This window comes from Nostoc sp. (assembly GCF_036917935.1).
Taxonomy (GTDB): domain Bacteria; phylum Cyanobacteriota; class Cyanobacteriia; order Cyanobacteriales; family Nostocaceae; genus Nostoc.
In genome coordinates this window covers 1-19,576 of sequence record NZ_JBALEL010000053.1, presented here as the reverse complement: position 1 = coordinate 19,576, position 19,576 = coordinate 1, and the positions used below count along the sequence as shown (strand labels likewise).

Here is a 19,576-nt window from a genome sequence, read left to right as displayed (position 1 = left end):
CAATATTAAAAAATAATGTCAGAAAATAAGCATAATTCCCTTGTATAGCAAGAGGATGTTTGAAAAGTCCTATTGTCGGTATGAAATAGTTTTAGATCCCCCTAAATCCCCCGATAAATTGGGGGAATTTGATTCCGGTTTCCCCCTTTTTAAGGGGGGTTAGGGGGGATCAAAGTGCCTAAAATCACAGCCAAATACTTTTCAAACAACCTCTAAGACTTTTGAGATTTTTAACTGGAACTTTAGCATAAAAGGTACTGAAGAACCGATATTTTTATTGAATAAAAATTAAATTGTTAAAGACGAATGGCACTTATATCATGTCCGGCTAAATACTTGTCATTACGTTGGCGTCAGCCTTCCCGTAGGGTACGCAGCGATAGCGAAGTGAAGTAATCGCAGAGTCATTTCGATTGCTTCTCTACGAGACGCTACGCGAACGTTCCACTCGCAATGACATATTGTAACTGATTAAGCGGACTTGATATTACTTAAGCAAAAGTTGCCGCTCAGATACGCGACTTTTTCAAGAAGTCGCGTATCTGGTAATTTCTGAAGATGTCTATTCAAAGACATAATTTTGAGCCACTTTCCAATAGCGCGAAAACCGTTTTAGGTCAATATAGCCTTCATAGTCAAAAAATGGTTCTACCGTTACCACTTCCACTGCTATAGAAGGCTCCATTTGATTACAGATATCATCAAACCGGGGACTGGGACTATTGGCTGTGACAACTAAATTAGCATCATATTCTTGAGCAAAAGCTAAAATCTGTTGCGCTACATTGCCACGGCGGATAACAACGGGTAACTCTAGCAAACATTCGTAGATAAAAGTCAGACGTTTAAGACTCAATTGCCATTCCTCTATCAAAGCCTCGTCCCAAACCCAGATAGCTGGGGCATCGGGGTATTTTTGTAATCCGGGATTATTTGGACTAAGGCAGTCTCCATGTACCCAAACAATTGGTTTATTCATTCTTTACTTTTTACTTTTCTTTCCGCGCTGCCAACTTTGGCTATTAGGTTGTTTGCTAAATTCGCCTTTGGGAAAAAGTCGCTGTTCTAATTCTTCATAGCTGCCTTCAAAATCACAATGACCATAAAGGGAGCATTTCTGACAATAAACGTTTTTGGTGTAACGTTCTAAGTTTTCACGGTTGAAAAAATACGGTTTATGACTAAAAGTGCTAGCAACCCACTGCCATGACATATTATTACTAGCAGGATCTCCATCTAAAAGATGTTCAAGAAACCACTTGGCTCCTGCTTGCCAACGAATACGCCGCCAATGGATAACGTAAGCCGCTAGCCACATTCGAGCGTGGTTATGTAAATAGCCAGTTTCTCTCAAATCACGACTGAAACTGTCAATGCAAACTCTATCTGTAGTTCCTTCTCTAATATCTTGCGGCAATTCGGGTGCATATTCGCCCACAGTATAACCAGTTTTGTACTCTTCCTGGTCTTTCCAGATTTCATCCCCTAACTTTATATACAACCGTTGCCAATAGTCGCGCCAACCTAACTCGTTAATTAGTTTTGTAGCATCATCTTGTTGCTGTACCCGTTCAAGGACGTAATCTCGAATTTCTCGCAAACTCAAAACGCCATAGCGGATATAAGGCGAAAGTCGCGTCACGGCACCTGTGAAAAAGTTACGTGTTTGCGCGTAGCCTACGGGGTCGATTTTTTGCAGCGCTTCTTGTGCCGCTTGGCGTCCCCCCACAGTTTCGCTGATGTGGTCATCGCGTTCTGCTGCATCTGGGAATTGTTCGCGGAGGTAGGCTACCAACTCATCGCGGTTGGTAAATTCGCGTTGCATATCTTTAGTCATCATCAGCAAATACGAATGGTTACGTGCGTAGACATCACTCAACTTATGTACAATTCTAAAGCGATCGCAATCTCTCACACCACCATCATGAGCAATATTCCCCAAGTCGGACAACCAGCGCCAGATTTTTCCACCCCTGACCAAAATGGCAATTCAGTCACTCTCGACGACCTCAGCAGTCAGTGGATTGTCCTCTACTTCTACCCCAAAGATGACACTCCCGGCTGTACCACCGAAGCAAAAGATTTCACCGAGTTGTATCAAGACTTCAGCGCACTGGGAGCGAAAATATTAGGCGTAAGTCCAGATTTGGGTAAGTCCCATTGTAAATTTATCAGCAAACATAACTTGTCAATCACCCTTTTAAGTGACCCAGAACATCTTTTGATAGAAGCCTACGGCGCTTGGCGATTGAAAAAATTTATGGGCAAAGAATATATGGGTGTTGCTCGTTCAACTTTTTTAATTTCACCTGATAAAATTATTGTCTACGCTTGGCCTAATGTAAAAAGTAAAGGTCATGCTCAGGCAGTTTTAACTAAATTACGGGAATTAGCAGCCACGTAACGCAACTGGATGCAGGTATAGTTACAGCAATGTTACGTGAATCATATTTATAGTAAAAAAGCAGGATGTGAGCAGCCTATTTGAGCAAGCAATTATCAATGCGTTGAACTCAGCCAATCCTGAAAAAGTTCTGGAAGGTAAAGTAGCTAATGCTATTATCCGGGCAGGGTTGGATTTAGTCAGTTTCAATAAAGTAGTGGGTCTAAATGGTGAAATTGATGTGGAAACCAGCAACGCTATCATTTGCTAGATTTAGCTGGTTTTTATCGTCCTCCTTTTTATATTGCTACTGAAGAAAGTGTAGAAATTAGTGAAGAAATTATCATTGATAATGAATTAAACGTTGAAGAGACTAAAGAAATTATCAAAGGTAAGATTGATGTGCTGGTTCTCCAAGAGCAGCTATGGTTACTGATAATTGAATCTAAGAGGTCTAGTTTTTCCTTAGAGGATGTTTGAAAAGTCCTTTTCTTAGTAGCAAAACGTTTTAGATCCCCCTAAATCCCCCTTAAAAAGGGGGACTTTGATTCCAGTTCCCCCCTTAAAAAGGGGGACTTTGATTCCAGTTCCCCCCTTAAAAAGGGGGGTTAGGGGGGATCAACAAATGCCTAAAATCACAGCTAAATACTTTTAAAACAACCTCTTAGCAAAGGCGATTCCTCAACCTTTGATTTATATGTTGGCAAATCCTCAGCCTGAGCATCCTGCATATTCCTTAGTAATGAATGGAGAAGATTTCCAATTTATCAAGTTGATAAAACAAGATAAACCAATGTATGCTTTATCTGATAGATTCACTTTATATAGACACGAAAATGAATTATATAAACTTTTGAATATATTAAAAAAAATAGGTCAAGTTTTAAGTTAATTATCTTTGCTCTTCCTATATAAGCTAATATTAGAACAGTGTTATAGCGTTTCCCATTCAGATGCGGTATAACATTTAATCACGGGGTGTAGGGGCACGGCAGTTCCTACGGGTGTACCTCACGCAAACGAGAAGCGCTATATAATATTTAAACTGCATCTTTAAAATTAATTATGGTTCAATTTATCCAAGCACAAAATATCGGGCTTGCCTATTTGGAAGAAAGATTTAGCCTACAGCTAGCCGAAGATGAGGCATTCTTCACCGAATGGTTTGAGAATTTACCAGAAATTACAGATTTAGAAAAGCCAGATTTAGACAGAATAAAACTTCATTTTCTCCGTTTGGTCAAGCGTCCCCCTTTGTCAGAAGAAACGGTGAAATTAGTAGTTTTATCTCCTTTACTCAATTTAGCTGGATTTTATGATGAGCCTTTTTATATAAGAGGCGAACAATCAATAGAAATTTCTGCTGAGGATGAAGGAGAAATTATTAGAGGTAGAATTGATGTTTTAGTTATTCAAGAACAATTTTGGTTGTTAGTAATTGAATCTAAAAGGTCTAGCTTTTCTCTTTTAGAAGCCATACCTCAAGCACTTGTTTATATGTTGGCTAATCCTAATCAAGACAAGCCTACTTTTGGATTAGTAACAAATGGTAGTAATTTCATTTTTATAAAACTGACTAAACAAAATACACCAAAGTATGCATTGTCTGATGAATTTACGATGTTGAAGAGAAAAAGTGAATTATATCAGGTTCTAAGTGTATTAAAAAATTTGAGTCAAAGTTTGAGTTAATAATTATGTCTATTCGTCCTATATACCTTGATTGTCACGCGACTACGCCCGTAGATGAACGGGTACTAGCAGCAATGCTACCCTACTTCACAGAAAAATTTGGCAACCCATCAAGTATTAGTCATATTTACGGTTGGGAAGCAGAAGCTGCTGTGAAGCAAACGCGAGAAATTTTAGCAGCAGCAATCAACGCCACACCAGAAGAAATTGTGTTTACGAGTGGTGCAACAGAAGCAAATAATTTAGCTATTAAAGGTGTTGCCGAAGCTTATTTTAAAAAAGGTCAGCATATTATTACTGTTGCAACTGAACATAGTGCAGTTATTGATCCTTGTAATTATTTAAAAAGTCTCGGTTTTGAAATTACTATTCTCCCTGTCCAAAAAGATGGATTGATTGATTTAACTGAGTTAAAAAAAGCTTTACGTCCTGAGACGATTTTGGTATCGGTAATGGCTGCAAATAACGAAATTGGCGTGTTACAGCCTTTGGCAGAAATTGGGGAAATGTGCCGCGATGGGTTAGGCGCTGCTGGAGGCGATCGCAATATCATTTTCCACACCGACGCCGCCCAAGCTATTGGTAAAATTCCCTTAGATGTGCAAGCGATGAAAATTGATTTGATGTCGCTAACAGCACATAAAGTATATGGGCCCAAAGGCATTGGAGCGCTGTACGTCCGCAGACGCAACCCCAGAGTGCAACTGGCTCCTCAGCAGCACGGCGGTGGACATGAGCGAGGGATGCGTTCTGGTACATTGTATACACCGCAAATTGTCGGTTTTGGCAAAGCTGTAGAAATCGCTTTGGCTGAACAAGCAACAGAAACCCAACGCCTCACCCAGTTAAGGGAAAGTTTGTGGGAACAGCTTTCGCAAATTGAAGGAATTCATCTCAACGGACATCCTCAAGAGCGATTGGCGGGAAACTTGAGCATCAGTGTTGAGGGAGTGGATGGAGCCGCACTCTTGCTAGGATTACAGCCAGTAATGGCGGTTTCTTCTGGTTCTGCTTGCTCGTCGGCAACTACTGCACCCTCCCATGTTCTCACAGCACTGGGACATTCAGAACAGCTAGCTTATGCCTCAGTGCGGTTTGGTATTGGACGGTTTAATACGCAAGAGGAAATTGATGTTGTGGGGCAACATGCGATCGCTACGATTCAAAGTTTACAAAATAAACGGTAAGCATAAAAGCCAGCAAAGCTTCTTTTTTGGGCAATCGCATATTTAGGAAGAGATATTATCGGTGCGATCGCCCATATCAAAAACATTAAATTCAATTCCTTCTAACTTCAGCCTCAAAGCCTCTAATAAGAGATTTACCCTTTCTTCAATAAAAATGCTTAGGGCGTGTTCAGGAAGTGCATCGCCTCTTGACCATTCAAGAATAATCGTCGGTATAAGATGAGAGTGTAGGACTGTCTCTAAACCAGGCTCGTCATATTCTTTGAGATAATCTAATGGATTTTTATCGCTAATTTTAAGATTAGTTATTTGAGACAGATAGGCAATATTCATTAAGCTGTCAGATTCTATTTGACTAGCAATGCCACTGTGTGTAATAAAATTAACTGGAAATATGTGGTGCAAGTTAGGCTTATCTGTTAGTAAGTAATAAACATCAGATAAAACATCTCTATGAGGTTTTGCCCAATCTTGTGGTTTGTGGTTTGCATAAAGTGATAGTATTGCTCTGGATAAGCGACCTCTATAACTGTAAAAAGATTTTCTTATCGAATTCTTATCAATATCAAATTGATTGAATGAGTAAGTCCTATTAGCCTTTTGTTGATTAACAAAGGTTATATGTTGCCAGAGTTGAGTAGTGTTTGTTAGTAAATCTGCATTATGAAAACTATAATACCAAAAATACTTATTTAAAAAACTATAATCTGGTTTATCATTCCGATAAAAGTATGCTGTGATAGTCAGGTATAAATATCGGTAAGGGATTAATCTTCCACCCTTAATATGCAAAATATTATCAAAGAAATCAAAAGTTTTAGCAACTGCTATTTTAAAATCAGACCATACAGCTTCAATATGTTCTGTTTTTAGCTCATTGAGATATCTATCAGTAATATTTTGTATCCCTGCATCAGGAAATGTAAGTTTTACTACTACAGCTAGTATCTGGAGCAATGTCCAATTATCAATACTGGCATATTGACTACTAGAAATAGTTTTTTTAAATTTATCAAATAATTCCCGAAGATAGAACCCAGAGATATTATTTGTCTTATTTTCAGGACGAAAAGTTTTAGCTACCACAATATCAAAGATATCCAAGGGTTTGCCAGCTTGATTAATCCGCTCAAATATTTGACAAACTTCTGCAACTTCAATACCGCGTAATTCAATAAAGGAGATTTTGTAATAAGCAAAAACATCCCTAATTCTCCTTAATTGTTGCATGTAAGGATGATCGTATTTTCCATTAACACTTACATAAATATTGTTTTCTATTTTTCCATAATCTTTAATTATATCTGTTAACTTGATAATTAGGTTATCTTGATAACGTTGTTTTTTCCCAAGATTTGCTTTAAGCTGACCATCTTTATCATCTATTTCGTCCCAAAACAAGAACCTTTTTACATAGCTTGTGTCATCAGTTGCATCAGTAAGTTCAATAGTCAAATCTATATATAGTGTTGGATCAAAGTTTTCGTTATTAGCAATTTTACCCTTGCCCCCATGTATTGATGTTAATAAAGAAGTTGTTCTTTGTTGTCCATCTAAAATATATTGGTATTCATTAGAGTAAAAATTATCAGCAAATTTTATACCACCTATTTCTCTATGACTTTCTAGCTTTGTATTAGTTTTCCAAATTAGAATACTTCCCAAAGGATAAAATTTATAAATACTATCCCAAAGTTTTTTAACGTTCTCTTTTTCCCAGACAACATCTCTTTGAAAAGTTGGAATTTGATACTTGTTTGATAGAAGATTTTCCAGATAGAAAGCAATACTCTGAGAATCTGTCTTAATGCGTTCAGTAGATGTAAACATTGAATTAACCTTACCTAAGTTTGAGTAAATATCAAGATTTGTGTGTGAATTTTACTAAAACAAGTAAAATTCCATACAAAGCTAACTGATATTTAATTAAGTGGCAACTCAGATTTTAGAAAATCTCTGCAATCTTTCTTCCATGCCAACGTTGCCCTGCAAGCCGCCTGTGTGTACTAGCAACAAGGAATTGCCTCTACTAAAAAATCCCTGTTTTAGTAAATCCATCACTCCGTAAAACATTTTGGCGGTATATACGTAATCAAGGGGTACGCCATGTTCTTGTGTGAACTGCTGGCTGAACAGTAGCAGATCGTCGTTCACCTTTGCATAGCCGCCAAAGTGGTAATCACATACCAATTCCCAGGAAGCCGGAGAACTATATAGTACGGGTAAACCAGAGGCGAGGTAATTTGTCAGCAGACTTTCGATTTCTTGTGCCAGAAATGCCCCATTTTTCAATACTGGAAAAGCGATCGCTCTTTGCCTTTGATCCAACGAAAGCGCAATTCCTGCTAGTGTGGTAGCTGTACCACAAGCTACGCATATATGATCAAATGCGTAGGCGTAGCCAGGCGTAGGCATCGCATTACCAATGATCTCTGTGCAGCCGCGCACACCATTTAAATTACTACCACCTTCGGGAATGATAAACACCTCACCGAAACGTTGTCGCAGATATTCTTGTAGCGCTGGGGTGTTGCGCTGTCGATACATCTCGCGGTTCAGGTATACAAGCTGCATACCCTGTTGTACAGCAAAACTCAGCGTAGGATTCAGCGGTAGCCTTTCCTCTCCACGAATTACGCCAATGGTACGAAAACCGAAAAGATTACCAGCCGCCGCAGTTGCATAGATGTGATTGGAATAAGCGCCGCCAAAGGTTAGCAGTGTCGTGAAATTTTTCTCCTTAGCCTCCAGAAGATTGTATTTCAGCTTAAACCACTTGTTGCCGTTAACGCACGGGTGCATGAGATCGAGGCGCAGCACATACAGATCAACATCTGCGCGACGGGCGATTTCGCTGTTGATTTGTTGTAGAGGAGGAGGAAAAAAGGTTAACGACATGTGTCAACATTCTAACTTAGAATTTACATTTTCTCACGTTCATTCTTGAACATAAAAGTAATGATAAACATTGAGTAATTCAATGGTAAGTCAATCAAAATGATGGATAAATCTTTCTGATGATTAGCTTTAGAAATTGGCATTTTACTAATTGAGTTTTTCAGGTAAATATAAGGAACATAACACTCGCTCCAGATAATATTCTTTTTGGAGAAAAGAAATGGTTGCACTCACACAGCTTACTCAAGTTATTTCCAATCCAGGACGTTTGACGATTCAAACTGTTGAAATTGCTCCTCAAACGACTGCTATCCGTTGTCTTGACTGGGATAGAGAACGTTTTGATATCGAGTTTGGTTTACGGAATGGTACGACCTATAATTCTTTCTTAATTCAGGGAGAAAAAGTTGCCTTAGTTGACACATCTCACCGCAAGTTTGAGGAATTATATCTTGAGATACTGCTGGGATTAATTGATCCGACTAAAATAGATTACTTGATTATCAGCCACACGGAACCCGACCACAGTGGATTAGTAAAAAATATTTTGCAATTAGCTCCCTCTATTACTGTTGTTGGTGCAAAGGTAGCTATTCAATTTTTAGAAAATATGGTTCACCAGCCTTTTAAATCAATGCAGGTGAAAAGTGGAGAGCGATTAGATTTAGGCGACGGACACGAATTAGAATTTATCTCTGCACCTAACTTACACTGGCCTGATACAATCTTGACTTATGATCACAAAACCTGCACTCTCTACACCTGTGATGTGTTTGGGATGCACTACTGTGATGACCACACTTATGATGAAAATATTACTTCAATAGAGGAAGATTTTCACTATTACTATGATTGTCTCATGGGCCCCAATGCCCGATCTGTCTTGGCAGCTTTAAAACGGATTGAAAAGTTAGAAATAGTCACAGTTGCGACGGGACATGGGCCTTTATTACAACACTATATCTCCGAATGGCTTGGACGGTATCAAAACTGGAGTTTAGAACAAGCAAAAATAGAAACATTAGTGGCTCTATTTTATGTTGAAGATTACGGGCATAGCGAACATTTAGTCCGTACCATAGCGCATGGATGCGCGAAAACAGGCGTGGCAGTAGAATTAGTAGACCTCAATAGTGCCGAGCCTCAAGAAGTTCGAGAATTAGTTGCACAATCTTCTGGTTTAGTAATTGCAATGCCACCGCAATCTTCGGTGATGATTCAAGCTGCTTTAAGTACAATTTTAGCTGCTGTTCACAAGAAACAGGCAATTGGTTTATTAGAGTCAGGAGGTGGAGAAGATGAACCTGTTTATCCTTTACGTAATAAGTTTCAAGAACTGGGATTAACTGAAGCTTTTCCTCCTATCTTAGTTAAGGAAATTCCTACCCAAGCAACGGAACAGCTTTGTGATGAAGCGGGGACAGATATCGGTCAATGGTTAACCCGCGATCGCACCATTAAACAAATCAAATCTATCAATAGCGAGCTAGAGAAAGCTTTAGGGCGGATTAGCACAGGATTATACATCATCACCGCCAAAAAAGGAGAAATTCAGAGTGCAATGTTTGCTTCTTGGGTGACACAAGCGAGTCTTGAGCCTTTAGGAGTAGCGATCGCAGTATCCAAAGATCGAGCAATTGAATCCTTGATGCACGTTGGCGATCGCTTCGTTTTAAACGTTTTAGAAGAAGGCAAATATCAAGGATTAATGAAACATTTCCTGAAACGTTTTGCTCCTGGTGCAGACCGCTTTGCTGGAGTGAAAACATATCCAGCAAAAAATGAATCGCCCGTTTTAGCTGAAGCTTTAGCTTACATGGAATGTGAAATTACTAGCCGCATGGATTGTGGAGATCATTGGGTAATTTATAGCACAGTCCAAACTGGAAGAGTTGCCAAGCTAAATGCACTTACCGCCGCCCATCACCGCAAAATTGGCAATCATTACTAAATGGGGCATTGGTTATTTCCCCCTTGCTCTCCAACAGACGCGATTAATCGCGTCTCTACCCACTCTTATACGCGATTAATCGTGTCTCCCAAAAGCTATGTATAAATCTCCTGAAAATACCCCAATTAGCATGTACGAAATAAATCGGGGGCGCGTCGTGCGCTCCTTGGAATTTATTCAAGATATAATTGTAATTTCTTTGTGTATCGGTTTATTTAGCTTCATGGTGCTTCAGGTGAGAGATATGTTTCTCTCCTTACTTCCGCCTCTAGATTTTCATGCTGTTACTGCCGATATTCTCTTTTTACTCATTTTAGTTGAGTTATTCAGACTGCTGATTATTTATCTACAGGAACATCGAGTATCTATTGGGGTAGCTGTTGAAGTTTCCATTGTTTCTGCTTTGCGAGAAGTCATTGTTAAAGGTGTTCTAGAAACAAGTTGGAGTCAAGTTTTAGCAACTTGTGCCTTTTTATTAGTGCTGGGAATACTACTGTTCCTCAGAGTTTGGCTACCCCCGACCTTTGAAGGTATCGACCCGGAACAAGAAGCATCTAAACGCTATAGAAACCGAGCCAAGTCTGAATTAACACAAACTAATAGTCATTAAGAGTAGGGAGTGGGGAATAGGGAGTTATATCATGTTCGCCTGATTACTTACTTAAATCGGAAGAGAAGAACCCCACCCCGCCAAAGCTACGCTTCGTCTCCCCTCCCCGCAAGCGAGGAGGGGATTAAAGGGTGGGTGCAATGACAGTAGAAATCATAACTATAGCGTTTCCTAACCAGATGAGGTACATCATAGCCCCCTATCGAAGAGCGGGGAGGGGGTTGGGGGTGGGGTTCTTGTACCTCACTGAACCGAGAACCGCTATAATTATCCGAACATGATATTAGCTCGACTTTATCCAAAATTAAGAACTCGCTTTTCTTTATCTGGCAAAAACCCTGGCTTTTTAACAAATACTTTTTCCAAGTCACAAATTAGCGATAAGTTTAAAAAGTAAAACTACCGTCCCACAAAGGTTTCAGCGTCGGCTTGAGCGTTGCCAACAAATGGATAAAGTCGAGGTTAGGAGTTAGGAGTAATGGAAGATGAGGGAGACAATGCCCAATGCCCAATTCTCAATGCCCAGTATCCCATGATTAAGAGAGGTTATTATGTCTGCTGTCACATTAACGCCCAACCATAGCAGAGATGTACAAGTTGTTGAAATTGGTAAAAATACTCTGATTTTGCGATCGCGGACTTGGGACAGATTAAAATTTGAAGTGGAGTATTCCCGCCAACGGGGAACTACAGCGAATTCTTATCTGATTCAAGCTGATAAAAAGGCTTTAATTGACCCTCCTGGCGAATCTTTTACCGAAATTTACCTTCAGCAACTTGCACAACATCTAGACTTCACTACCCTAGATTACATTGTTCTGAGTCATGTCAACCCCAACCGCAGATCAACTCTGCAAGTATTGCTCTCTCAGGTTCCTCAAGCCACTATAATTTGTTCTCGCCCCGCCGCTAATGCTCTAAAAACCGCCTTTCCCCAATGGGAATCACGTATTCAAGCGGTGCGATCGCAGGATACTTTAGATTTAGGACAAGGACATCTTTTATCATTTATCACCGTACCAACTCCTCGCTGGGCGGATGGACTTTGTACTTATGATCCCGGAACAAAAATTCTCTACACAGACAAACTTTTCGGCGCTCATATTTGCGAAGATACTTTGTTTGATGAAGATTGGAAGGGATTAGATGCGGAACGTCGTTACTATTTTGAATGTCTCCATGCACCCCAAGCCAAACAAGTTGAAGTAGCCTTAGATAAAATATCGCTTTTGGGAGCCAGATGTTATGCCCCAGCACACGGCCCGGTTGTTCGTTACAGCCTGAGTCGTTTTACCTATGATTACCGTCAATGGTGTCAAGGGCAAAAATCTCAAGAATTGAGTGTCGCTTTGCTTTATGCTTCTGCTTATGGGAATACAGCAATTCTGGCGAATGCGATCGCTCAAGGTTTGATTCAAAATGGAATTAATGTGGAATCAATCAACTGTGAACTAGCAGACTCTGCGGAGATTAACCGCATTGTAGAAACCTGCGATGGCTTAATTATCGGCTCACCTACTTTAGGCGGCCATGCACCGACTCAAATTCAAACTGCTTTAGGAATAGTTCTCTCGGTGGCGGCTAAAACTAAGTTAGCAGGGGTGTTTGGTTCCTACGGTTGGAGTGGAGAGGCAATAGATTTAATCGAAAGTAAACTTAAAGATGCAAATTATCAACTAGGATTTGAAACAATTCGGGTGCGTTTTAGCCCTACTCCTGAGATTCTCCAGCAGTGTCAAGAAGCAGGTGCTTCCTTTGCCCAAAACTTGAAGAAAATCAAAAAATTGCGGACTTCCCGTCAGGTTGTGACAGAAACCCATGTAGATCGTACCGAACAAGCGGTGGGGCGGATCATTGGTTCTCTGTGTGTTGTGACAACTCGTGATGAAGAAACTCACAAAGGGGTTTTAACTTCTTGGGTATCCCAGGCAACTTTTAACCCGCCAGGAATTATGATTGCGATCGCTAACGAGCAAAATGCAGATTTAATGCATCATCCTGGTGATAATTTTGTGCTGAATATCCTCAAAGAAGGAAGAAATGTGCGACGCTATTTTTCTCGTCATAGCACTTTAGGAGATAATCCCTTTGCAAATCTTGCCACACAAACAGCTCTTAATGGTTGTTTGATTTTGAATGAGGCATTAGCCTATTTAGAATGTACAGTGCAAAATCAACTTGAATGTGGCGATAGATGGTTAATTTATGCCGTCATCAATCATGGTGAAGTGTTGGAAAATGATGGTGTCACCGCTTTGGAGCATCGCAAATCTGGCAGTTATTATTAACCTGACTTTTTACGGTATTTAAAAAACCTCACTTCTATTTCTCTCTCCTAAAAGGAGAGAGACTTTGAGTTTTCCCCCTTCCCGCGTCGGGAAGGGGGTTAGGTTTTTCGTGGGCTTTCCTACATAACGTGAAAAGTCAGGTAAGTAAAGTAGGTGGGCGGGAAAATTTATAACTATGTCATTGCGTTCGCCCTTGGCGTTCCCGCAGGGTACGCAACGGAGTGGAGTGTTCGCGTAGCGTGTCGTAGACAAGCAATCGCAAGGTTTTTACCGCTTTTACTTTTCGTTACATAGTTAGGTTTATTTGTGCCTACCTACTTACACACCAGTCTTTTAGAGTTGCAATGGCATTGTTTCGACTGACAATGCCATTGTTTCGGCTGACAATGCCATTGTTTCGACTGACAATGCCATTGTTTCGGCTAACAATGCCATTGTTTCGACTGACAATGCCATTGTTTCGACTGACAATGCCATTGTTTCGGCTAACAATGCCATTGTTTCGACTGACAATGCTATTGTTTCCTCATTCCCAGCCTCCGACTGGGAATGCATTCATTGAGTCTCTGACTCAATGTCTGACTGGAGGCAGCAGCCCCTAATAAGCCATTCCCATGCTCTGCATGGGAACGAGATACGAGATAACGAGATAAACGAGAGAATAATGGGAAATCGAGCTTTTTTAGACTTGTGCGTATACCGTAGCCTTACAAGGAGAGAAGCTTTGATTTTTCCCCTTTCCCTAATAGGGGAGCTTGCTCGGTGGTTAAGTTTTTCAGGAACTTTACCCATTGTCGGCCAATCTTAGTGCCAATCGCCCATACCCAAAATCGTGATCTAAGATTGTTGGGTATCTTATAAATTGCGATCGCCACTATACCGATGATCGAAGTTGAACATCTGAGTAAAATATACGGTTCCACCCCAGCGATTACTGATGTCACTTTTAGCGTCGAACCTGGGGAAATTTTAGGGCTTCTCGGCCCCAATGGCGCTGGTAAAACCACAACCATGCGGATTCTGGCTGGTTATTTACCGGCAACAAATGGTAATGCCCGGATTGCTGGTTATGATGTCCATGAAAATTCCTTGGCTGTGCGCCAACGAATTGGTTATTTACCCGAAACACCGCCGTTATATCCAGAGATGACGGTAGAGGGATTTTTGCATTTTGTCGCCCGAATTAAGGGAGTATCAGCAGGCGATCGCCCCAACAAGGTAACAGCCGCCATCGAACGCTGCAACTTAGAAGATAAGCGACGGGTGATTATTCGCAAACTCTCTAAAGGATATCGCCAAAGGGTAGGAATTGCTCAAGCGATCGTCCACGATCCACCAGCGATCATTTTGGATGAACCCACCGTCGGACTCGATCCTCGACAAATAATTGAGGTGCGGAATTTAATTAAAAGCCTCGCTGGTACTCACACAGTTATTCTTTCCACGCACATTTTGCCAGAAGTGAGCATGACTTGTAGCCGCGTCGCCATTATCAATCGCGGTAAAGTTGTGGCAACTAATACACCAGATAATCTAATGGCACAGTTGACAGGTGGCTCAGGATATGAGTTGGAAATAGAAGGAGAAGCAGCCCTAGCAAAACAGGTATTGCAAAAAGTCGCAGGTGTGAGTCTGATAGAATCAATTCCGACAGCGGCAATGCACGGCCATCAACCGCAGGAAAACCGCGCTTACCTGCGGGTGATATCGCAAGCGGGAAAAGAACCAGGACGCGATATTGCCACAACATTAGTGCGTGCAGGATTCGGTTTACATGAACTGCGGCGGGTTAACGCCACCTTAGAAGATGTATTCTTGCAACTGACCACAGAAGAAAAGAATTTCGATCCTGATGTAGACTTAGCAGCAGACAACGAAGGAGAGGCAGCGTAAATGGGTATAGTGCTGAGTAATATTATTGCCATTTATCGCCGAGAATTACAGAGTTATTTTGTATCGCCTTTAGCTTATGCGATCGCAGGCATATTTTGGTTCATCGCGGGGTTATTCTTCGTGATGATTTTGCTAGGGCCAGACGGCATTTTGGTAGGAGTCGCGGCAATAGATTCACAAGGGCAACAACAGGGAGTACCAGTACCACCGATAGATGTCCCCTACGAATTTGTTCGAGCATTTTTAGATCGTATGGGATGGCTATTGTTGTTTATCCTGCCAATACTCTCAATGGGACTCTATGCCGAAGAACGGAAGCGGGGCACTTTAGAACTGTTAGCCACGTCACCAATCACCAATTGGGCGGTAGCTGTAGGTAAATTATTAGGCGCGATCACATTTTTTACCACAATGGTTGTACCCATGCTAGTGTTGGAAGCGATCGCAATTAGCGGCTCAAATCCACCAATGACACCCTCAATTCCCTTGCTGGGTCATTTGGGATTAATCTTACTAGCAGCGGCAATTTTATCTGTAGGAATGTTTATTTCCTCATTAACAGACAGCACAATTTTGTCTGCCGTTCTCACCTTTGCAGTAATCTTATTATTGTTATTGATTGATTTAATCGCCAAAATTGTCCCTGGCCCAGTGGGCGAAGCTTTAGGTTATCTGTCGTTACTGAAACATTACAACACATTAATCCAAGGCATTTTCGATACCAGCACCTTAATTTTATTCGCCAGTTACATTTTTTTGGGCATCTTTCTTACCGCTCAATCAATTGATGCACTGCGCTTTCAAAGGCAGTAATTATTGGTCATTTGTCATTTGTCATCTGGTACATTGCCAATTGAGTTTAGGTAGGAGTTGAATTTGGGTGCTAGTTCGTTAATGATTATTTTGATTGCATTTATAGCGTTTCCAAGGTAATCATAGCCCCCTCATCGCTTGCGGGGAGGGGGTTGGGGGTGGGGTTATTCGGGTTTAATAAGCAATCAAGCGGACATGATATCACTAGTTTTTTACAAATGACAAATGACAAATAACATGAAGATAGTTGCAGAAAAGAAACTGTGGAAATATCTATTTTGGTTGGGCCCGTTCCTAATTACTGTCGGCTTAACAGTTGGATTAATCTCTGAACAGTGGGGATTAATTCCATTAGCATTTATAATTACAGGAATTGTTATCAGTGGATTGGGGATAATATGGCAAAGCTATCAGAGTAACTGGTGGAACCGTCGTTCTACCCAAGCTGGGACTAATGCCGTAGTAGCAACTCTGGCAGTATTGGCCATTTTGGGATTGATTAACTTTTTGGGAACTCGTTATCACTCACGGGCAGACTTAACAGAGGCTCAATTGTTTACCCTTGCGCCCCAGTCACGGGAATTAGTGAGTGTCTTACCACAGCCGGTTAAAGTGTGGGTATTTGATATTAACCAGAATCCCCAAGACCGAGAACTGCTAGAAAATTATCAGCGGCAAAGCTCAAAATTTAAATATGAGTATATCGACCCCCAAGCTAGACCAGGAATTGCAGAAAAGTTTGGCGTTAAAGATTATGGGGAAGTTTATTTAGAATCTGGCGATAAACGGCAATTAGTACAGACAGTAAATGAAAATGAGCGCCTGTCGGAAATCAGATTAACTAGTCGCCTGCAACAACTAACAAATTCAACCACAGCCAAAGTTTACTTACTGCAAGGTCATGGCGAACGCCAACTCTCGGCTGGTAAAGGTGCAATATCGCAAGCGGTTCAGGGATTAGGCGATAAAAACTTTACAACATCACCGTTGAATTTAGGAGAAACTTCCAAAGTTCCTCAAGATGCAGCTGTAGTGATAGTAGCTGGCCCCAAGCGAGGACTGTTTGAGGGTGAAGTCAAAGCTTTGCAAGAATATCTTAATCGCGGTGGTAACTTACTGCTGATGATTGATCCTAATACCGATCCCAAGCTTAACAGCTTGCTACAAGAGTGGGGTGTTAGTCTGGATAATCGTTTAGCAGTCGATGTCTCTGGCGAAAGCGTCGTGGGACTTGGCCCTGCTGCGCCCTTAGTAACAGAATACGGACAACATCCAATTACCAAAGATTTCGGTAACGGCAATTCTTTTTATCCGATTGCCCGACCACTGGAAATTACCTCTGTACCTGGTGTGGAGGCGACTCCACTACTACGAACCAAACCCTACCCCAGCAGTTGGGCAGAAAGCGACCTCAAAAGCGAAAAATTGGAGTTTAATGCAGATAAAGACCTGAAAGGGCCTCTGACATTGGGTGTTGCTTTAACAAGAAAACAAGTAGCTAAATCTGCTTCCACTCCCCAAGCTTCACCGACACCTTCACCTCTGCCATCACCAACCACCCAAAGCAAGACTAGCCCTACTCCTTCCCCCTCCCCCAAGACTCCGCAAGCGTTACCCCTGCCATCACCAACTACCCAAGGCAAAGCTTCCCCTACTCCCACATCTCCTCCATCTTCCCCTACTCCATCATCTCAAACAGCCGCCGAGTCTCGGTTAGTGGTTTTAGGAAATTCTAATTTCGCCACCGATGGTTTGTTTCAACAGCAACTAAATGGAGATGTATTCCTCAACTCAGTTACTTGGCTGAGTAAACAGGAGAAGCAACCTCTTTCCATTCGCCCCAAAGAACCGAAAAACCGTCGGATAACTCTGACTACTACCCAAGCTAATCTTTTGATATTGTCGTCTTTGTTGGTTTTACCCTTAATTGGGTTTGCGATCGCAGTTATTATTTGGTGGAAACGACGTTAGAGTTAGGAATTCTCCCTCAGTTCCAATGACAAATGATTAAAAAATGAAATTGCCGCGAACGACTTTAATTTTGATACTGCTAGCGCTGGGTTTAGGTGGCTTTGTTTACTTCTATGAAATTCGGGGTGCAACTCAACGAGAAGAAATTAAAGAGCAAAAGCAGAAAATTTTCTCTTTTGGGGAAAATGATGTGCAGTCTTTAACAGTCAAGACAAAAAAACTCACCCTGAATCTGGAACGTAGCTCTGAATCTTCTAGTAACCCCAAGTGGTTAATCAAATCTCCGATATCGGGCCCAGCAAATGACGCTATTGTTTCTTATTTAATGGATTTGTTGGTCAAAGGTAATAGCGAGCGTACTTTATCAACTCCAGCAAAACAGCTTGAAGAATTTGCCTTAGATCCACCCCAAGCAACTATTAATATCACCCTGAAAAACCGACAAAGCCATCAGTTAATTTTGGGGAAATCTAACTTTAACGGTCGTTTCTTGTATGCTCAAACTGACCCTGCTACTAAACCCGATGGAAATATAAATGTGCTGTTGGTATCTACAGATTTTGCAAATGCCGTGAATCGGGAATTATCAGAGTGGAAACAACCTGTAGATAATAGTCAGAAACTTCCTCCGCTCACCATTCCTAAGCCAACTCCGACAAACAGCAAATAATTAATTCAAAATCTGGCGATATTACTATGACAAATCCGACAGCAACTTTGCTGATTTCCTGCCCCGATCAACGGGGACTGGTGGCGAAATTTGCCAATTTCATCTATTCTAACGGTGGTAATATTATCCATGCAGATCAGCACACAGATTTTGCTGCTGGGTTATTCCTTACCCGCATTGAATGGCAATTAGACGGGTTCAATTTACCGCGAGAATTTATTGCCCCGGCATTTAATGCCATAGCTCAACCTTTAGGCGCTAAGTGGGAAATACGTTTTTCTGATACAGTACCACGCATTGCTATTTGGGTAAGTCGGCAAGACCATTGTCTGTTTGATTTAATTTGGCGACAACGCGCTAAAGAATTTGTGGCTGAAATTCCTTTAATTATTAGCAACCATTCTAATTTAAAGGTAGTAGCAGAGCAATTTAATATTGACTTTCAGCACATTCCTATTACTAAAGACAATAAATCAGAACAAGAAGCCCAACAACTAGAATTACTACATAAATACAAAATAGATTTAGTTGTATTGGCGAAATATATGCAGATTGTTAGTGCAAATTTTATTAGTCAATTTCCGCAAATTATTAATATACATCACTCATTTTTACCAGCTTTTATGGGAGCAAACCCTTATCACCGAGCTTTTGAACGGGGTGTAAAAATTATTGGTGCAACAGCACATTATGCCACTGCTGATTTAGATGCAGGCCCAATTATTGAACAGGATGTGGTGCGAGTTAGTCACCGTGATGAAGTTGATGATTTGGTGAGAAAAGGCAAAGATTTGGAGAGAGTTGTATTAGCAAGAGCGGTGCGATCGCACTTACAAAATCGTGTATTAGTATACGGAAATAGAACAGTAGTATTCGAGTGATTTTCTATCCGAAGGAATGTAAGAGGTTATTTGAAAAGTATTTAGCTGTGATTTTAGGTACTTGTTGATCCCCCCTAACCCCCCTTAAAAAGGGGGGAACTGGAATCAAAGTCCCCCAATTTATCGGGGGATTTAGGGGTATCTAAAACGTTTTGCTACTAAGAAAAGGACTTTTCAAACATCCTCTAAGAGAGCGAGCGCAAGAAATTGCATGAGATTATATCCGAAGGAATATAAGAGGTTGTTTGAAAAGTATTTAGCTGTGATTTTAGGTACTTGTTGATCCCCCCTAACCCCCCTTAAAAAGGGGGGAACTGGAATCAAAGTCCCCCAATTTAT

At 41.0% G+C, this 19,576-nt stretch carries 18 protein-coding genes; 14 read left to right on the top strand and 4 right to left on the bottom strand.

The features are described 5' to 3' along the window. Positions 1-562: 562 nt before the first annotated feature. Positions 563-979 (bottom strand): hypothetical protein, encoded by a 417-nt coding sequence (locus tag V7K62_RS22840; RefSeq protein ID WP_334868112.1) that lies wholly within the window; start codon positions 977-979, stop codon positions 563-565. Between the two features lie 3 nt (positions 980-982). Next, a complete protein-coding gene (locus V7K62_RS22835; protein ID WP_334868187.1) occupies positions 983-1,837 on the bottom strand; it encodes an FAD-binding domain-containing protein in 855 nt (284 codons plus the stop codon). A gap of 87 nt (positions 1,838-1,924) precedes the next feature. Between V7K62_RS22835 and bcp the strand changes: the two genes are divergently transcribed. From bcp to V7K62_RS22810, 5 genes are all read left to right on the top strand, one after another. Further along, positions 1,925-2,404, top strand: a complete 480-nt coding sequence (bcp, locus tag V7K62_RS22830) for a thioredoxin-dependent thiol peroxidase (RefSeq protein WP_334868185.1) — start codon at positions 1,925-1,927, stop codon at positions 2,402-2,404. A 67-nt stretch (positions 2,405-2,471) separates the two neighbouring features. After that, a complete protein-coding gene (locus V7K62_RS22825; protein ID WP_334868110.1) occupies positions 2,472-2,654 on the top strand; it encodes a hypothetical protein in 183 nt (60 codons plus the stop codon). Continuing rightward, on the top strand, positions 2,648-2,863 hold the full coding sequence (locus V7K62_RS22820; protein WP_442937327.1) for a hypothetical protein: 216 nt from the start codon (positions 2,648-2,650) through the stop codon (positions 2,861-2,863). The genes V7K62_RS22825 and V7K62_RS22820 overlap by 7 nt, the downstream gene beginning before the upstream one ends. Before the next feature lie 585 nt (positions 2,864-3,448). Beyond that, complete coding sequence (locus tag V7K62_RS22815) at positions 3,449-4,075, top strand: type I restriction endonuclease (protein ID WP_334868108.1); 627 nt, start codon at positions 3,449-3,451, stop codon at positions 4,073-4,075. Between the two features lie 5 nt (positions 4,076-4,080). Beyond that, complete coding sequence (locus tag V7K62_RS22810; protein WP_334868107.1) at positions 4,081-5,262, top strand: cysteine desulfurase family protein; 1,182 nt, start codon at positions 4,081-4,083, stop codon at positions 5,260-5,262. 42 nt (positions 5,263-5,304) lie between these two features. On the opposite strand, the gene V7K62_RS22805 is transcribed toward V7K62_RS22810, so the two are convergent. Both V7K62_RS22805 and V7K62_RS22800 read right to left on the bottom strand, forming a co-directional pair. Then, positions 5,305-7,092: a GmrSD restriction endonuclease domain-containing protein gene (locus V7K62_RS22805; RefSeq protein ID WP_334868105.1), complete on the bottom strand. Its 1,788-nt coding sequence runs from the start codon at positions 7,090-7,092 to the stop codon at positions 5,305-5,307. A 108-nt stretch (positions 7,093-7,200) separates the two neighbouring features. Beyond that, complete coding sequence (locus tag V7K62_RS22800; RefSeq protein WP_334868103.1) at positions 7,201-8,160, bottom strand: 1-aminocyclopropane-1-carboxylate deaminase/D-cysteine desulfhydrase; 960 nt, start codon at positions 8,158-8,160, stop codon at positions 7,201-7,203. A 220-nt stretch (positions 8,161-8,380) separates the two neighbouring features. Between V7K62_RS22800 and V7K62_RS22795 the strand changes: the two genes are divergently transcribed. The 9 genes from V7K62_RS22795 (at position 8,381) to purU (ending at position 19,237) form a co-directional block, all read left to right on the top strand. After that, positions 8,381-10,111 (top strand): diflavin flavoprotein, encoded by a 1,731-nt coding sequence (locus V7K62_RS22795; RefSeq protein WP_334868101.1) that lies wholly within the window; start codon positions 8,381-8,383, stop codon positions 10,109-10,111. 97 nt (positions 10,112-10,208) lie between these two features. Then, entirely contained in the window at positions 10,209-10,721 is a 513-nt protein-coding gene (locus V7K62_RS22790; RefSeq protein WP_334868099.1) for a phosphate-starvation-inducible PsiE family protein, read from the top strand. 551 nt (positions 10,722-11,272) lie between these two features. Next, entirely contained in the window at positions 11,273-13,009 is a 1,737-nt protein-coding gene (locus V7K62_RS22785; protein ID WP_334868097.1) for a diflavin flavoprotein, read from the top strand. 349 nt (positions 13,010-13,358) lie between these two features. Beyond that, entirely contained in the window at positions 13,359-13,571 is a 213-nt protein-coding gene (locus V7K62_RS31625; RefSeq protein WP_442937328.1) for a hypothetical protein, read from the top strand. Between the two features lie 320 nt (positions 13,572-13,891). Then, positions 13,892-14,902: an ABC transporter ATP-binding protein gene (locus V7K62_RS22775; RefSeq protein ID WP_334868093.1), complete on the top strand. Its 1,011-nt coding sequence runs from the start codon at positions 13,892-13,894 to the stop codon at positions 14,900-14,902. Further along, positions 14,903-15,715: an ABC transporter permease gene (locus V7K62_RS22770; protein ID WP_334868091.1), complete on the top strand. Its 813-nt coding sequence runs from the start codon at positions 14,903-14,905 to the stop codon at positions 15,713-15,715. A gap of 225 nt (positions 15,716-15,940) precedes the next feature. Further along, positions 15,941-17,686, top strand: a complete 1,746-nt coding sequence (locus V7K62_RS22765; protein ID WP_442937326.1) for a GldG family protein — start codon at positions 15,941-15,943, stop codon at positions 17,684-17,686. A 43-nt stretch (positions 17,687-17,729) separates the two neighbouring features. Beyond that, positions 17,730-18,356: a DUF4340 domain-containing protein gene (locus tag V7K62_RS22760; protein WP_334868089.1), complete on the top strand. Its 627-nt coding sequence runs from the start codon at positions 17,730-17,732 to the stop codon at positions 18,354-18,356. A gap of 26 nt (positions 18,357-18,382) precedes the next feature. Further along, positions 18,383-19,237 (top strand): formyltetrahydrofolate deformylase, encoded by an 855-nt coding sequence (gene purU, locus V7K62_RS22755; protein WP_334868087.1) that lies wholly within the window; start codon positions 18,383-18,385, stop codon positions 19,235-19,237. The last annotated feature ends 339 nt before the right edge of the window (positions 19,238-19,576 follow it).

Bases quoted from the DNA above. Each gene is read 5' to 3' on its own strand.
- V7K62_RS22760 (WP_334868089.1), top strand. From the start codon at position 17,730: ATGAAATTGCCGCGAACGACTTTAATTTTGATACTGCTAGCGCTGGGT.
- V7K62_RS22800 (WP_334868103.1), bottom strand. From the start codon at position 8,160: ATGTCGTTAACCTTTTTTCCTCCTCCTCTACAACAAATCAACAGCGAA.
- V7K62_RS22785 (WP_334868097.1), top strand. From the start codon at position 11,273: ATGTCTGCTGTCACATTAACGCCCAACCATAGCAGAGATGTACAAGTT.
- V7K62_RS22810 (WP_334868107.1), top strand. From the start codon at position 4,081: ATGTCTATTCGTCCTATATACCTTGATTGTCACGCGACTACGCCCGTA.
- V7K62_RS22765 (WP_442937326.1), top strand. From the start codon at position 15,941: ATGACAAATAACATGAAGATAGTTGCAGAAAAGAAACTGTGGAAATAT.
- V7K62_RS22775 (WP_334868093.1), top strand. From the start codon at position 13,892: ATGATCGAAGTTGAACATCTGAGTAAAATATACGGTTCCACCCCAGCG.
- bcp (WP_334868185.1), top strand. From the start codon at position 1,925: ATGAGCAATATTCCCCAAGTCGGACAACCAGCGCCAGATTTTTCCACC.
- V7K62_RS22770 (WP_334868091.1), top strand. From the start codon at position 14,903: ATGGGTATAGTGCTGAGTAATATTATTGCCATTTATCGCCGAGAATTA.
- purU (WP_334868087.1), top strand. From the start codon at position 18,383: ATGACAAATCCGACAGCAACTTTGCTGATTTCCTGCCCCGATCAACGG.
- V7K62_RS22840 (WP_334868112.1), bottom strand. From the start codon at position 979: ATGAATAAACCAATTGTTTGGGTACATGGAGACTGCCTTAGTCCAAAT.
- V7K62_RS22790 (WP_334868099.1), top strand. From the start codon at position 10,209: ATGTATAAATCTCCTGAAAATACCCCAATTAGCATGTACGAAATAAAT.
- V7K62_RS22795 (WP_334868101.1), top strand. From the start codon at position 8,381: ATGGTTGCACTCACACAGCTTACTCAAGTTATTTCCAATCCAGGACGT.
- V7K62_RS22805 (WP_334868105.1), bottom strand. From the start codon at position 7,092: ATGTTTACATCTACTGAACGCATTAAGACAGATTCTCAGAGTATTGCT.
- V7K62_RS22815 (WP_334868108.1), top strand. From the start codon at position 3,449: ATGGTTCAATTTATCCAAGCACAAAATATCGGGCTTGCCTATTTGGAA.
- V7K62_RS22835 (WP_334868187.1), bottom strand. From the start codon at position 1,837: ATGACTAAAGATATGCAACGCGAATTTACCAACCGCGATGAGTTGGTA.